Annotated in this window: 11 protein-coding genes; 6 read left to right on the forward strand and 5 right to left on the reverse strand. The window is 48.4% G+C overall.

Annotated elements, in window-relative coordinates; translation table 11 throughout:
• Positions 1 to 330 precede the first annotated feature (330 nt).
• Both BBG47_RS02775 and pepF read left to right on the forward strand, forming a co-directional pair.
• Positions 331 to 5004, forward strand: a complete 4674-nt coding sequence (locus BBG47_RS02775) for an S-layer homology domain-containing protein (protein WP_065290423.1) — start codon at positions 331 to 333, stop codon at positions 5002 to 5004.
• Positions 5005 to 5239: 235 nt separating this feature from the next.
• Positions 5240 to 7054 carry an oligoendopeptidase F gene (gene pepF, locus BBG47_RS02780; protein ID WP_065290424.1) on the forward strand — a complete coding sequence of 605 codons (1815 nt, stop codon included), beginning with the start codon at positions 5240 to 5242 and terminating at the stop codon, positions 7052 to 7054.
• 175 nt (positions 7055 to 7229) lie between these two features.
• Here pepF and BBG47_RS28840 read toward each other — a convergent pair whose 3' ends face one another.
• The 3 genes from BBG47_RS28840 to BBG47_RS02790 are packed head-to-tail and all read right to left on the reverse strand — an operon-like array spanning position 7230 to position 9717.
• Complete coding sequence (locus BBG47_RS28840; RefSeq protein ID WP_083189050.1) at positions 7230 to 7403, reverse strand: FeoB-associated Cys-rich membrane protein; 174 nt, start codon at positions 7401 to 7403, stop codon at positions 7230 to 7232.
• A gap of 17 nt (positions 7404 to 7420) precedes the next feature.
• Positions 7421 to 9457 carry a ferrous iron transport protein B gene (gene feoB / locus BBG47_RS02785; protein WP_065290425.1) on the reverse strand — a complete coding sequence of 679 codons (2037 nt, stop codon included), beginning with the start codon at positions 9455 to 9457 and terminating at the stop codon, positions 7421 to 7423.
• A complete protein-coding gene (locus BBG47_RS02790) occupies positions 9454 to 9717 on the reverse strand; it encodes a FeoA family protein (protein WP_021254531.1) in 264 nt (87 codons plus the stop codon). Before BBG47_RS02790 ends, feoB begins: the two co-directional genes overlap by 4 nt.
• A 279-nt stretch (positions 9718 to 9996) precedes the next feature.
• Here BBG47_RS02790 and BBG47_RS02795 point away from each other — a divergent pair, with 279 nt between their 5' ends.
• Positions 9997 to 10962 carry an aldolase catalytic domain-containing protein gene (locus BBG47_RS02795; RefSeq protein WP_021254532.1) on the forward strand — a complete coding sequence of 322 codons (966 nt, stop codon included), beginning with the start codon at positions 9997 to 9999 and terminating at the stop codon, positions 10960 to 10962.
• Positions 10963 to 11057: 95 nt separating this feature from the next.
• Here BBG47_RS02795 and BBG47_RS02800 read toward each other — a convergent pair whose 3' ends face one another.
• Entirely contained in the window at positions 11058 to 11321 is a 264-nt protein-coding gene (locus BBG47_RS02800; RefSeq protein ID WP_021262043.1) for a hypothetical protein, read from the reverse strand.
• On the reverse strand, positions 11321 to 11647 hold the full coding sequence (locus BBG47_RS02805) for a YbjQ family protein (RefSeq protein ID WP_021254534.1): 327 nt from the start codon (positions 11645 to 11647) through the stop codon (positions 11321 to 11323). Before BBG47_RS02805 ends, BBG47_RS02800 begins: the two co-directional genes overlap by 1 nt.
• Before the next feature lie 274 nt (positions 11648 to 11921).
• On the opposite strand from BBG47_RS02805, the gene BBG47_RS02810 reads away from it, so the two are divergent.
• The 3 genes from BBG47_RS02810 to BBG47_RS02820 all read left to right on the forward strand — a co-directional run bounded on the left by BBG47_RS02810 (position 11922) and on the right by BBG47_RS02820 (position 14574).
• Complete coding sequence (locus tag BBG47_RS02810; protein ID WP_065290426.1) at positions 11922 to 12929, forward strand: LacI family DNA-binding transcriptional regulator; 1008 nt, start codon at positions 11922 to 11924, stop codon at positions 12927 to 12929.
• A gap of 122 nt (positions 12930 to 13051) precedes the next feature.
• Complete coding sequence (locus BBG47_RS02815) at positions 13052 to 13870, forward strand: sensor histidine kinase (RefSeq protein ID WP_065290427.1); 819 nt, start codon at positions 13052 to 13054, stop codon at positions 13868 to 13870.
• A 29-nt stretch (positions 13871 to 13899) separates the two neighbouring features.
• The gene (locus tag BBG47_RS02820) at positions 13900 to 14574 is read left to right on the forward strand and encodes a response regulator (RefSeq protein WP_083189051.1); all 675 of its coding nucleotides are present in this window, start codon (positions 13900 to 13902) and stop codon (positions 14572 to 14574) included.
• Positions 14575 to 14726 lie beyond the last annotated feature (152 nt).

Raw genomic sequence — 14726 nt, forward strand, 5'->3', positions numbered from 1 at the left:
CGAATGAAATAATTTCTATCATACACTAAATAATGGCAGCTGCAAGATAAAAAATGAATTAAGAAGTTTATTCTCTAACTATTCCGTAGGGGCGTCCGGGATTCGCATCGAGTAGAAGGTTTCAAATATAGGAAGACTACAAAAGTGAACATGATTTTACCAGAAAAGGTAATGCGAAACCGCTTATGATGTAAGCGTTTTACCACTACAATGTGGAGGCAATCATTACTGTAACGAGAAGGTCAAAGGGGGGTGAACATACACACGTGAGTGCTATGCGTGTATCAGCGCATAGATCCTAAATTGTTCTCCTGAAAGGTGGTAATCGTAATGAGATACATCTTGCTGAGACCGTTGTCCATCTGGCTTGTTGCCGTTCTCCTTTTCTCCACGCTGCTGCAGGCCGTGCCTAATTATGCGCAGGCTGAGGCGGATCTGCCCCCAATCGAACAACTGCTTCTTCCATCGGGTGAGGCAGACCCTGTCACCGTCGTCTCGCAGGATGCAACGCAGTCGCTTGTAATTAGCGATATTAATTCCCCCGGGGATTCATTAGCGAACAAAACCGATTTCTTGGCCTTATATACGAGTGGAGCCGGTGTGACGAATACGGTGTACGGCAATGAAGTGTTCGTCAAAAAATATGATGTGGCCCTCGTGGTTAATCGTCACAGTGTTGTAGAAGCTGTCTATGGCCCTGATGCTGATCCTCCAGTGTCATGGGATGACGACATAAGTATTGCAATTCCAGAGGAGGGCTATATCGTGTTCTCTGGTGGAACCACTTGGGACTCTTCGATTCATCAAAAACCACTATTTCATCATTACGGCATCGGAGATCACATTCGATTAATGAGAGGCGGCAAGGAAGTGACGGCAGCTGATTTCCGCAATCAGCAGCCTGAGCCTGAACTGAAGCCTGAACTGCATCTCGTTACCCCTTCGGATTCAACGGTAACGTTACCCATGATTGAGGTCAAAGGCTATGTTGCGAATTATCGAGAGAACCAGAATATCCAGGTTGTCATCGGTGGGAAGCAGGCGAGTATTACCGCGAACGGCAGCTTTCTGCAGCAAGTGTATCTGACCTTAGGTGCTAACCTTATCACGGTGCGCTTGTTGCAAGGCGATACAGAGCTGGCAGTGTCCAACATCACCGCAACCTATGAACGCTCCGGGCAGGGCTCAGACTATATCGAGGTTGAGGCTGCTCCGATCGATGTCACAATCGAAATTCAAGGGCCTCGGCATAAAATTGATGCTGTAGACGAAGACATCGCCGCACACGGAAATGTAGTTGCCTTATTTACACGTGATTATGGCTCCTCGCTTGTCGTTCCTCAATACAATGTTGCTGTTCAAGTAGACGAACATAATCGTGTTCTTCGTGTCGTCAATCCTTCTATTAATGGCAAGCCTCCTGTCTGGACGGGGCCAACTACTCTGGAAATCCCAGATGGCGGTTATGTATTAATGGCACAGGACGACAGCTATGCGACGAACTTCATCAAACGGTATCTAGCGGTTCATTTCAAGGCGGGGGATCAGATTAAGCTTCGCAAAAACGGAGAGGTAGTCTCTGTTAAGGATGTGAGAAGCGGCAATGGAGCGATTGCAAGACTGATGCTGGATAATGAGCTGATGTATACCGTAACAGACAACCAGACGGTGGTTACTGGGCGGATTGTGAATATCGATCATCTGGAGTCGACGGCATTATTGATCCATGGGAAGCAGGAGACTTTCGCTGCGGATGGTACCTTCTCAGTTCCCGTTACACTGAGCAGGGGTACGAACTATGTAGATATTGTGGTTATGAAAAACGGAAAGGAACAGGATAAGCGAAATATGGTCGTGTTCAGCAGACCGGGATTTGCACCTGAGAAGGACATCATTCTATGGGTCGATCAGGCAGCGAATGCTCGGAAGTTCCAATCCAGCGAGCAAGTGCTGGCCTTCCTGAAGAAGGCAAAGGACTTAGGCGTGACGACAGTCGTCTTCGATGTGAAAGGGGTAGAGGGGTTCGTATCCTATAAGAAGAACGATCTGACCGGAAGACCGTACGTGAGCGAGATAAAAGCGCCGGAGAAGGCAGGCTCGAATCCGAATCTCGACCTGCTGCAGGAATTTATTTTGCATGGCCATGCGCTTGGCTTAAAGGTGCACGCATCTCTGAATGTATTCGCGGAAGGTTCGATCGCCCATAACGAATACGCAGTGCTCGATCAGCACTTGAATTGGGAGGAGCATATATACGTTCCAGAAAACAACGGGGAGATCAAACGTCTTCGGGAAAGCGCGAAAAAGGGGCTCGTTGCATTCGTCAATCCTTCCGACGATGAGGTGAGAGCGTATCAGTTAAGAACGTTCGAAGAGGTGATCAAAAACTACGATGTTGATGGAGTCGTCCATGATCGGGGGAGATATGATAACGAAACGGCTGATTTCAGTGACGTCACTCGGATCAAATTCGAACAGTTCCTGCAAGCAAGGGGCAAGCAGTTGCAGAATTGGCCAGCCGATATTTACCGCTATGAGCAGAACGTCCGGGTATACGGGCCGTTAATTCAAGATTGGTGGGAATTCCGTTCCGGGACGATCAAGAGCTTCTTCGCTGAAGTGAAGGCACTCGTTGATTCCTATGAAGTCTCGACGGGACGGACGATCCAAGTGTCCTCCTATGTAGGTTCTTGGTATGAGACGTATTATTTGAACGGGGTCAATTGGGGAAGCCGTAATTTCCGCTATGACTCACGCTTAGGGCTGCCTGATCAATCCGTCTATACGCCGGAATATTATGATACGGGCTACATTGAATACTTAGACTTCTTAATGATCGGCGCCTATCAGACGACCAGCAAGGAAGTGAAGAAATACATCACGCTTGGCAATATTGTGACAAATGGTGAGATTCCGCTGTATGCGGGGATATCCCTTGTCAATGTGCAGACTCCGTCTGTACAGCGAGAGGTATTTCAGGCAGGATTGGCTACCACGAATGGCCTGATGTTGTTCGATGCCTCCCAGATCAACTGGCCTATTGCTTCGGCGGCCCTCCGGGATGAGGAATATGTGAAGGATTATCAGCTTGGCATCAGCTTGCCAGGCAGCCCGGATTCATTCATGGAAGGGAACTATTATAATGTGAACCGAGTCGAGGGCAATGTGAATGTGCTGACCGACGCGTTCGGTTATTCAACGGGCACGAATCAATTCGGGGTCGAGGTTGTTGTAGATGCCGGCGGTAAAGTGACGAATGTAGTCAATCGTAAACAAGCGATCCAATGGAACTGGGCTGTACCGGAGCAGAACAACAGTGTCATTCCGCAGGGAGGATTCGTCATTACAACCGTCGATCCTTCTGGGACGCGAACGCTGCGCCAGCTTGTGGCGAACGCGTATGATGTGGGTAACTCGATACGGGCAGCTGTACTTAGCGGATGGCAAGACGATGATGGGCGGCAGACATCGAACCGCGAGATAGTGGTGGAGGGTCAGGTTGAGGTGCTGGGCACAGGGAAGGCTGAGGTGTTTTTGAATGGTAAGCCAGCGATCATTGACGCAAGCGGCGGCTTCAAATCCAACATCCCGCTATCGGTTGGCCGCAACAGCGTAACGATTACTGTGTTTGTAGATAAACATAAGACGAACAGTCGGACGATTGACATCATCCGCACCGATTCAGGCGGCACGGATCCGAATTCAGGAGGTTCGAATCCATCTAGCGGTTCGGGAGCTGTTTCGCAGCAGCCTGCGACAACGAACAAAATAGAGCGGCTATCTATTGCTTATCGACAAGATCGGGATGGTCGTCAAGTAACCGCAGCGAAGGTAAATCTTGCTCCGATGCAGGAAGAGATCGAACAGTTCAAGAAACAAGCCTCATCATTGTCTAACCCTATTCTGAAATATTCGATTGCGAGTGTGCAGGATGTGCTTGAAATTAGCATTCCCGTGCTAGGCGTGGTGCAAGCTGCGGAGGAGCTTCCACAATCCAGCATTGCCATCGAATCGCCGCAAGGTGTCCTGAAGCTGCCGCTTCACGCGATGAAGTCCGCCCTGACAGGCATCAGTAATCAGAAGTCTGGGGAGCTTCAGATTCGTATCGGGACGTTGTTGCAAGAACAGGATAGAGCACTCCAGCAACGATTATTGCAGGATGGATCCAAGAAGATAGGGGCAGCGCTCGAAATTGGATTGGTCGTGAAGGAAGGGGAAGAAGAGAAGGCGATTGCATTCAAGGGGGAACGGGCGGAATATCGATTCAAGCTTCCAGCGATTGCAGCTGATCGAAATCGAATGACGGCAATCGATTATGATGGGAAGTCAGGAGGGTACGCGTTCGTCCCTGCCTTATTTGAATCTCGTGAAGGGGATTTGGAAGTGCTGCTCAAGCTATCGGGGACGGGGATATACGGCACTGCAGAAGTGCAGCCCCCAATGTTCACGGACATACAGGGACACTGGGCAGAGCAAGATATCTTATTGCTTGCATCCAAGCTAATAGTGAAGGGAACGAGTGACACCCGCTTCTCTCCGGGAGAGACGTTGACGCGTGCCCAATTTACAGCGATGCTTGTGCGAGCGCTCGGCATGAAGGAGAAGGCAGGTGTGATGCCATTCGTCGATGTCCAGTCGCAAGATTGGTATGCGGGTGCAATAGGAGCAGCGGTAGAGCAGGGACTGATTCAAGGCACGGACAGCAGCCACTTCAGCCCGAATGCGCTTCTCACGCGTGAGCAGATGAGTGTACTCATTCTACGAGCAGCTGAGATTGCTGGGGTAAAGGATACCGATGTGAATACGGAGGCAGTTCTCCAATCCTTTAAGGATCAGAATGAGATTGCCGCATGGTCTAAGGATGCTGTAGCTGCGGTCGTGAGCAAAGGACTTATGGAAGGGCGCAATACAAACTCTTTTGTCCCGAATGGAACTGCTACGCGCGCAGAAGGCGTCGTTGTGCTGAGGAGACTGCTGCAGCAATCTGCATATATCAATCGTTAGTAATAGGGAATGAGTTAGGAGCGATTGCTTCCCGCACCGTTTCATGATGTGGAATTGAAAAGGAGCCCTTCACCCTAGGTTGCAAATTAGCTGGTGTGGAGGGCTTTCAATGGAGGGAATTCGAACCTCCAACAGGCGGCCTTTATAATCAATCTCGATTCGCAAGGAGGGAGGAATCGTAGTAGAATAAGAGTATGTTCAACTACTACTTTTTGGGAAAAGGAGCGATGGACGAATGGCGGCTCAAGCAACGCGTATGAAACGATCAGAAGTCCCTCTGGAAGCAACATGGAGATTGGAGGACTTATTCGAATCCGAAGCAAAATGGCTTGAGGAATTGCAAGCGATTACAGCTGATTTGAGTTCAGTCACCCGCTTCACAGGCAAATTGCATGAGGGTGCTGGTACATTGCTGGCTTGTCTGGAAGCAATGGAGGTCATTTGGAGGCGCTCGCAGTTGTGCGGCAGCTATTCACATTTACGATTGACGGAAGACAGCACGAATCCAGTGAATCAGGGAAATAACAGCCGTGCGCAGGATATGATGGCTGAAGTGTCCGTTGCTCTATCCTTCTTCGAGTCTGAATTTAGTGACATGAGCGACGATGCATTGCCCGCATATTATGAAGAAGAACCTAAGCTTCTGGAGTTCAAGCCCTATTTGGATCAGATTGCAAGCAAGAAGCCATATCGGCTGAGCAGCGAGACGGAATTGACGCTCGCAGCACTTGACAACGTCTTAGGAGCTCCGTACAAAATTTATAATCAGATCAAGCTTTCGGACATGGCGTTTGAACCCGTTACCGATCAGGAGGGTAAGACCTATCCTCTATCTTTTGCTCTATTTGAGAATCGATATGTGGAGTCTCCGAATACATACTTGCGAAGAGAAGCGTTCCGATCATTTTCCGAAACGCTGCATGCATATCGCAACGGGGTTGCGGCTTCATATGCAACAGAAGTGAAGAAGCAGGTCGTGCTGGCGAAGCTTCGCGGCTATGATCATGTAACCGATATGCTACTGCATAAACAACAAGTGACACAGCAGATGTATCACGCTATTTTAGATACGATTCAAGCCGAGCTGGCTCCGCACATGCGGAAATGGGCAAAGCTCAAGAAACGTGTTCTCGGTCTGGATGAACTCCGCTTTAGTGATCTGAAGGCGCCATTCGACCCTGAATACGATCCGGAAGTTTCGTTCGAGACAGCAGCGCAGCAGGTAGTAGAGGCGCTGCAGGTCATGGGGCCGGAGTACACGGCAATTATGCAGGATGCCATCCAAAATCGTTGGATTGACTATGCGGATAATGTAGGCAAGTCAACAGGGGCATTCTGCTCATCAATTTATGATTCCCATTCCTACATATTGATGACATGGACAGGAAGCATGCGAGGAGCATTCACTCTGGCTCATGAGTTGGGCCATGCGGGGCACTTCATGCTGGCACATAAACATCAGAGGATATCCAACACACGTCCATCGCTTTATTTTATCGAGGCTCCGTCCACCATGAACGAGATGCTGCTGGCTGACCACTTGTTCCGTCAGTCGTCGAATGATCCTCGGATGAGACGCTGGATTATTACGCAGCTGCTGAATACGTATTATCATAATTTTGTAACGCATTTGCTCGAAGGTGAGATGCAGCGCAGGGTATATGAGCTTGCTTCACAGGGAGAGCCGCTTACCGCTGATCTGCTGTCGCAGCTGAAGGGGCAAGTCCAGAGCGATTTCTGGGGCGATGCCGTTGTGATGGATCCAGGTTCGGAACTAACTTGGATGCGTCAGCCGCATTATTACATGTCCTTATATCCATATACGTATTCAGCAGGTTTAACAGCATCGACGGCAGCAGCCAAGCGCATCCGCGAGGAAGGACAGCCGGCAGTAGAACGTTGGCTGACGGCGCTGAAGGCTGGAGGCTCCTTGCCTCCATTAGAGCTGATGAAGCTGGCTGGTGTGGATATGTCCGATACGAATACGATCCGCGAAGCTGTAGGATATGTAGGCGAGCTCGTTGATGAATTGATAAGCTTGTACGAGTAATCGAGTTTTTATTGTGGTAGAGAGTAAGAATGGTAACAGCTATCTTCGCACGAGGTGTATGCTGCCGAATTGGGGGCTGGGCATGGAGCGAGGAGCATGCAGCAATTATAGATGTAAACAACAAAGAACAGTAGCACGAGGTTCATCTCGGCTACTGTTCTTTTCATTTCAGCTATTAGTCAGCGTCAGCTTCATTTGGATGTGGTTGTGTGGAGCATCCGGATGAGCAGGAGCGGTTCAATGCGCATGAAGCACAAGCTCCTTGCTTCGACTTACGCACGTGGCGTACAACCATCCACAGTGCATACGCAAATATGATCATTACAATTCCAATTTCCGGCCACGACATGCGATTCACCACCTGTTCTATGAAAATCCGAGAAGTCTACCGACTCCCGTAATGATGAGAGCGACAACATAGGCGATAAGTAGGGCATAGCCGATGGAGAACCATGTCCAGCGCCACGATGCGGTTTCTTTCTTAATAATGCCCACCGTTGCAAGACAAGGGACATACAGCAGCACGAAGGCACAAAAGGCATACGCAGACAACGGGGTGAATGCCCCTGCGATCTGGGATTCAAGCATAGCTGTGTCTGGTGCGTGATAAATAATATTCATCGTGGACACAACGACTTCCTTGGCTAGAAACCCGGTAATTAGAGAAGCACCCGCTTGCCATGTGGCGAAGCCGAGCGGGGCGAACAATGGTGCAAGCACGCCGCCAATCATCGCCAGGAAGGAGTCGTCCATCTCAACTCCGAATCCGCCTGGCCCAGCATACGTCATGAGCCAGATGAGCACGGAGCCTCCAAGAATGAAGGTACCTGCTTTGCGTACGAATCCTTTCCCTTTCTCCCATGTACTGCGGAACAAAGTCTGCCATTGTGGCAGACGGTAAGGTGGCAGCTCAATAACGAAAATGCTCTGCTCCTCCTTCATCATCCGCTTGGTGAACAGCTTGGCTAGCAGCAGGGAGAGTACAATTCCCATCACATAGAGGGACAGCACGACAAGTGCTTGATGACTCTTGAAAAAGACACCGGCAAACAAGGCATAAACGGACAAGCGGGCAGAGCATGACATCAGTGGAACGAGCAAAGTAGTGACAAGCCGTTCGCGCGGCTGCTCAATCGTACGAGCGGCCATGATCCCAGGCACGTTGCACCCGAAGCCGATGACAAATGGAATGAATGCCTTGCCGTTCAGACCAACGGCTTCCATAAGCCGATCCATGACGATGGTCACACGAGCCATATATCCCGAATCCTCAATAAAGGAAATGAATAAGAACAGGATGAAGATTTGCGGGACGAATACGAGTACGCCGCCAACACCCGCAATAATCCCTTCTTCGATCAGCGCATGGGTAAATGGTGACACGCCAATCGCATTCAATATGGATGCTGCGCTGTCCGTTACGGGGCCGGAGAAGAAGGCATCCAATGCATCCGACGTTGGAGTTCCAATCCATTCGAATGTCGCCTTGAACATGAGGAACATAATGCCGAGAAAGATCGGAATGCCTAGCCAGCGATTTGTAACAATGGCATCGATGCGCTCCGTCAAGGTTACGGATTTCTCCTTCGTACTATTAACTGCTTCTGCACAGACCTCACGAATAAAGGCAGTGCGCACCGCACGAATGTGCTGTGCCATGTGCAGCGCGATGCCCTGCTGTTGTAGCTGCTGTTCTGCTGCACTGCATATATGCAGGAGCTTATCGTTCATCTCCTGATTCAATCCGCTGTGAACCCATTCACGAACGGTATTATTCTGTTCCAGATACTGCAGCGCAATCCATCTTGAAGGTACCCCATCTTTAGGTGGTAAGTACTCCGACATACGCTGAATAGCGAGTTCAGTAATTTCCCCATAGTCGAGTTGGAACGGATCTCCGTCTTCCCTCGCTGCTTCTTGGGCGGGGTGATTGATATGCTGCAAAATATCGTGAATTCCTTGCTTGCGTCTAGCATTGACGGGAAGTAAGGGGGCATGAAGTGCCTTGGACAGCTTCTGCGTATGAATGTGAATGCCGCGGCCCTGTGCCACGTCGTTCATATTCAGCGCAATGTGCACGGGAAGCCCATATTCCAGTAATTGTATGGTTAAATATAAGTTGCGTTCGAGCTGTGAAGCATCGACAACATTCAAGATCGTATCTGGCCGTTCGTGGAGCAGGTAGCTTACAGCGACGCTCTCGTCACGCGACATCGGCTGCAGCGAGTAGATGCCGGGAAGGTCGATGAGCGTGCCTGAATTGCGATGCAGGTGGCCGACCTTCTTCTCTACCGTTACGCCAGTCCAGTTGCCTACATATTCGTAAGAGCGGGTGAGAGCATTGAATAAGGAAGTCTTACCAGTATTCGGATTGCCTACGAGTGCGGTGGTACAAGTACTCATGCGCCATTCACCCCGATAGAGCGAGCCTCGTTTTGGCGAATGCCGAACAATTGGCCGTTAGCTTCTAGGGTAAGCGGACCGCCGAACAAGCTGGTACGCTTCAGCTCTACATGGGTTCCTTCTGTAATGCCCAGATCACGCAGGCGATGGCAGACCGATGCATGGACTTTGGACAAATCACAAATACATGCACGCTGCCCAGGCTTCAATTCGCATAAGGAGGTATTCTGTCCGAGCATCTCACAATTAGTTGGGCGCATGTTAATCCTTCTTTCTTCAACATATCAATTTCAGCTATGATTAACTATTAACTCGTTATGTTCTTATTTATAATGATAATCGGTATCAATTGGATTTACATTGAATGTAGCACAATGGAAGAAAAATTACATGTGATTTTTTTCATAGAAAAAGGATTAAATTGTAGATAATTTATCGAAATCTATGAAAACGACACGAAAATGAAGCTTTTTTGCTTTGCTTTATGAGTTTGTTTCCATTAGAATGGAGAGAAAACATTTGGCAAAGGAGATAGCGGAATGAAAACGAATCACTGCAAAATTGTCGACTGTACAATTCGCGATGGTGGTCTAGTAAACAATTGGGACTTCAGCGTCGAGTTCGTGCAAAGCTTATACGCATCATTGAATGATGCTGGCGTCGACTATATGGAAATCGGCTACAAAAATTCGCCTAAACTGCTCAAAGGCGCTGACGAAGCAGGCCCTTGGCGATTTTTGAATGACGATTTTTTACGTACTGTCATTCCGCAGAAGGGTACTACGAAGCTATCCGCACTTGTAGATATCGGCCGTGTGGATGAGAACGACATTCTACCGCGCAACGAGAGTATGTTGGACTTAATCCGGGTTGCTTGCTACATCAAGGATGTGGACAAGGCGCTGGATTTGGTACGCACGTTCCATGATCGCGGATATGAAACAACGATCAATATTATGGCGCTGTCAAATGTGATGGAGAATGACCTTATCGAAGCATTTGCGATGATCAAAGAGAGTGTCGTTGATGTGGTATACGTCGTAGATTCCTACGGCAGCCTTGATCATAATGATATTCATTTTCTCGTGAATAAATTTAAAGAGCATTTGCCGAACAAGCGAATCGGTGTTCATACGCATAATAATATGCAGCTTGCTTTCTCGAATACGCTTGTTGCTGCAGAGCTTGGGGTTGAAATGCTGGATGCTTCCATATACGGGATGGGGCGTGGAGCGGGCAACTGTCCGACAGAAGCTCTATTGACTCATTTGAAGAACAGCAAATACCAGCTTCGATCCGTACTTGGGTTCCTTGAGAAATACATGATTCCGATGCGTGAAAAGTGGGAATGGGGCTACCTGATTCCATACTTGATTACAGGTACGCTTGATGAACATCCTCGTTCTGCCATGGCGCTGCTTGCTTCTGATGATCGGGACAAATACCTGGACTTCTATGATCAAATGACGACACCTGAGGTATCGATTCATAAGAAAAATTCGTAAAGGAATGTGAAAGCTCCTTCACGATAAGAACATACAAAGACCGCTCCAGCTATGGCTGAGCGGTCTTTCTTATGTTGAAATGAATGAGGAACAGGCTACGATTGCATGCGAACGTACTTGCGTTCGCCTGTCTTCGGGTTGTAATACACTTGATATTTTAAACCATCTCTCGGATCGATAAAGATCTCTTTCGTTGGCATAAAGTCGCCTGAGACACCGATGGCATCCAACGGATTATCGTATTGCTTATAGCGCTTGTCGAAATATTTCTTGCCGATCACGATCAGGATGACAAGGCCGATCAGGGGCAGGCCGTACACCACAAGAGCGATTTTGAAGAAATGTACAACCTCATCCATTAGGAATGCACCGCTCTCAACTTAACAACCGTTCCGTAAGCTACAATTTCACTCATGTTCTGGCCGACATCGCCGCTATCGAAGCGCATCATGATGATTCCGTCTCCACCCATTGCGTGCGCATTCTCGATCATGCGATCCATTGCTTGTCGGCGAGCATCCTCGATCATTTGTGTGTACTGCTTGACTTCACCGCCCACGAGACCTTTCAAAGATGCCATAATGTCCCCGCCGATACCACGTGCTCGAACAACAACGCCAAATGCCGTTCCCAATACTTCGGATACTTCATAATTTGCAATGCGTTCGGTCGTTACTACGATCATGAATGCCAGCTCCTTTTGAACACTTATCTAGAGTTGAAGGGGATTATCAATCCCTTTTAGTATTATTCATACGGGGAATATCTTTATTCGTTTCATAAAGAAGTTCAATCCGTAAGAAGAAGGGCCGTCCATAGCTAAAGATTTACTAAAAAAGGCGTAAAATGTCGGTTATCACGGTAGTTTTAATGGAATAACGCTTTAAAGTTAGTTATGATGGTTACATAGAGATTTGTGCCTTTCCATATCTAATGATCGATCATGAGGGGAGAAGGATATGAAGGTCAGTATATTTGATGTGGCTAAGAAATCAGGTTTATCTGTAGTGACGGTATCCCGTGTCCTAAATAACGCGAAGACGGTTCGAGAAAAGAATCGGGTCAAGGTTCTTCAGGCGATGAAGGATCTGGATTACCACCCGAACGCAGCAGCTCGAAGCCTTGCGAAGGGGAAAACAGGTGTCATAGGGATGATTGTCACTACCTTGCAGGATTCATTTCTGGATAGTATCGTGCAATCGGTGTACTCACTGCTAAAGGATCATGGTTATTACTTAGCACTATCGGTTGCATCAGAGCCGATGGAACAAGGGGTGGGTACGGACTTAATTCAAGAGGATCGCGTGGATGGAATGCTGATTCTATCTGCGGTACATGAGGAACCTTACGTGGTAGAACTAAAAAAACGTAAAATCCCGTTCGTACTCATCGACAATCAGACAATCCAGCCTTCTGTGACCAATGTGAATGTGGATAATTATAAAGGTGGATATGATGCAACGAAGCATCTCATTGATTTGGGGCATCGCTCGATCGCTCATATTCGCGGGCCGAAGTTCTTCTTAAGTGCACTGGAGCGTGAAAGGGGTTTCAAGGATGCAATGAGGGACGCAGGCCTCGAACCTTTTGCAATTGAGGATGGTAAGTTCTGCATTCAATCCGGCTATGATGCTGTACAGCGATGGCTGCATGCAGGTTGTATGCCGACGGCGCTGTTCGCGGCTGATGATTTCACGGCGATTGGCGCCATCAATGCACTCTGGCAGGCTGGTTACAAGGTGCCAGATGATATGTCTGTAATCGGCTATGATGATCAAGTCATCGCCTCCCAACTGCGTCCGAAGTTGACAACGATGCGACAGCCAGCTCACCAAATCGGCAAAGTTGCTGTTGATTTGCTTATAAAGCAGATTAATGGAACGAATAAGCGTAGTATCAGTGCTCGTCTAGAGTCGGATATCGTGATTCGAGAATCAACGAGCGCACCGAAATTATTGCAATCGTAATATGATGAATAGGTAAGACAGATAGGCGTGCGGTTATGAACTGGTGACCGCATGCTTTTTTCATTACAATAGGAATAGATGCGAATGGAAGATACCGAACATAGAATGGAGCGAAAACTATCTTGAAGGATCGTACGATTAAACATCTGATTCTATGGATCCCTACGATTACAATTGGACTGTGGGAATATATGCGCCACTCGTTCCTGCTCCCTTACGTTTCCATGGAGGTTGGGAATTGGCTTGCCCCTGCCATTGTTTTTATCGTGTCGGCCACGCTATTGACTCGCTTATTCAAGCTGCTGGATGATACGAATAAGAAGCTGCAGCATGAGCAGCAGACGAAGGCGGCCTTGGAGGAGAGGAGGAAATTGGCGCAAGAGCTGCATGATGGAATTTCACAATCATTGTTCATGCTATCGGTGAAGATTGATCGGCTGGAGACAGCTTCGACCGAACAGCAGCCAGAGCAGCTGGACAAGCTCCGGCAGACGGTTCGTCATGTATATGATGATGTGCGCCTGTCCATCGCTAATTTGCAAACTGTTCCTGAGGAGATGAATGTATGCTGGTCGGATCAACTCGTTACAATGATCGAGGATATTCGAAAGGATACGGATTGGACACTGGACGTGAAGTGGGAGCTGCCTGAAGATCAATTGTCATTGAAAGAGAAAATCGCGCTGTTGTCGGCTGTCCGCGAGGCGCTGCTGAATGTGCGCAAGCATGCAGAGGCGAAACGAGTATGGATCATAGCGCAGCCTGTGGCTGAAGGATTCGTCTGCGACATTCGGGACGATGGAATCGGATTTGCAGGAGAGCCTTTTGCACAGAAAGGGAAGTATGGATTGAAGATGGTACGCGACCGCACGACCAATATGGGGTGGAGCTTGTCTTTGGAACGAGATGGCGCCGTGACGGTAGTGCGTATTGCAAGTTAATGAAGTTGGCGGAAGGAGAGGAAACTAGCGTGAATGCGGAACATGGGGTGGAGAAGCAGCATTGTTTTCGGGTGTTAATCGCCGACGATAATGCCCATGCGCGTGAGGGGATGCGGGATATTTTAGCGATTGATCCTGCATTCGTCGTTGTAGGTGAGGCTGTGAACGGAGAAGATGCACTTCGTATGACGGATCAAGTCATGCCGGATTTGATACTGATGGATATTTCCATGCCTGTTATGGATGGATTGGAAGCTACCAAGCGGATCAAAGAGCAGTTCCCCTATGTAAAAATCGTGATGGTGACGGTATCGGATGATATTACTCATTTATTCGAGGCATTGAAAAAAGGGGCACAGGGCTATTTGCTCAAAAATTTACAGCCTTCTGCATGGCATGAGTATTTGCGTGCGATTGCCATTGATGAGGCACCGATGTCGAAGGAACTAGCGTTTCGCTTATTGCAGGAGTTTTCCGTGAAGAGTGAGAGCAAGATTCCGTCATCGACTCCGTTGACGACTCGTGAGCGTGAAATCTTGGAGCGTGTAGCGAAGGGAGAATCGAACCGGATCATTGCGGGACAGTTGTCCCTATCTGAGCATACCGTGAAGAATCATCTAAAAAACATTATGCAGAAGCTGCATTTGGAGAATCGTGTGCAGCTTACGCGATATGCACTGAAGCATGGCATTGTAGATAACTAGAACCCTATGATGATGAATTATTGATCGAAAATAATTATGATTTCGAAGGTGAAAAACGTATTGCGCAACAGAATGGGCTGTGCTATATTAATTCTTGTCACTTGATGTGACGTGCAATATATGTCGGGACGTAGCTCAGCTTGGTAGAGCAC

Origin of the sequence: Paenibacillus sp. KS1, from assembly GCF_001680695.1 — a bacterium.
Lineage (GTDB): Bacteria > Bacillota > Bacilli > Paenibacillales > Paenibacillaceae > Paenibacillus_B > Paenibacillus_B suaedae.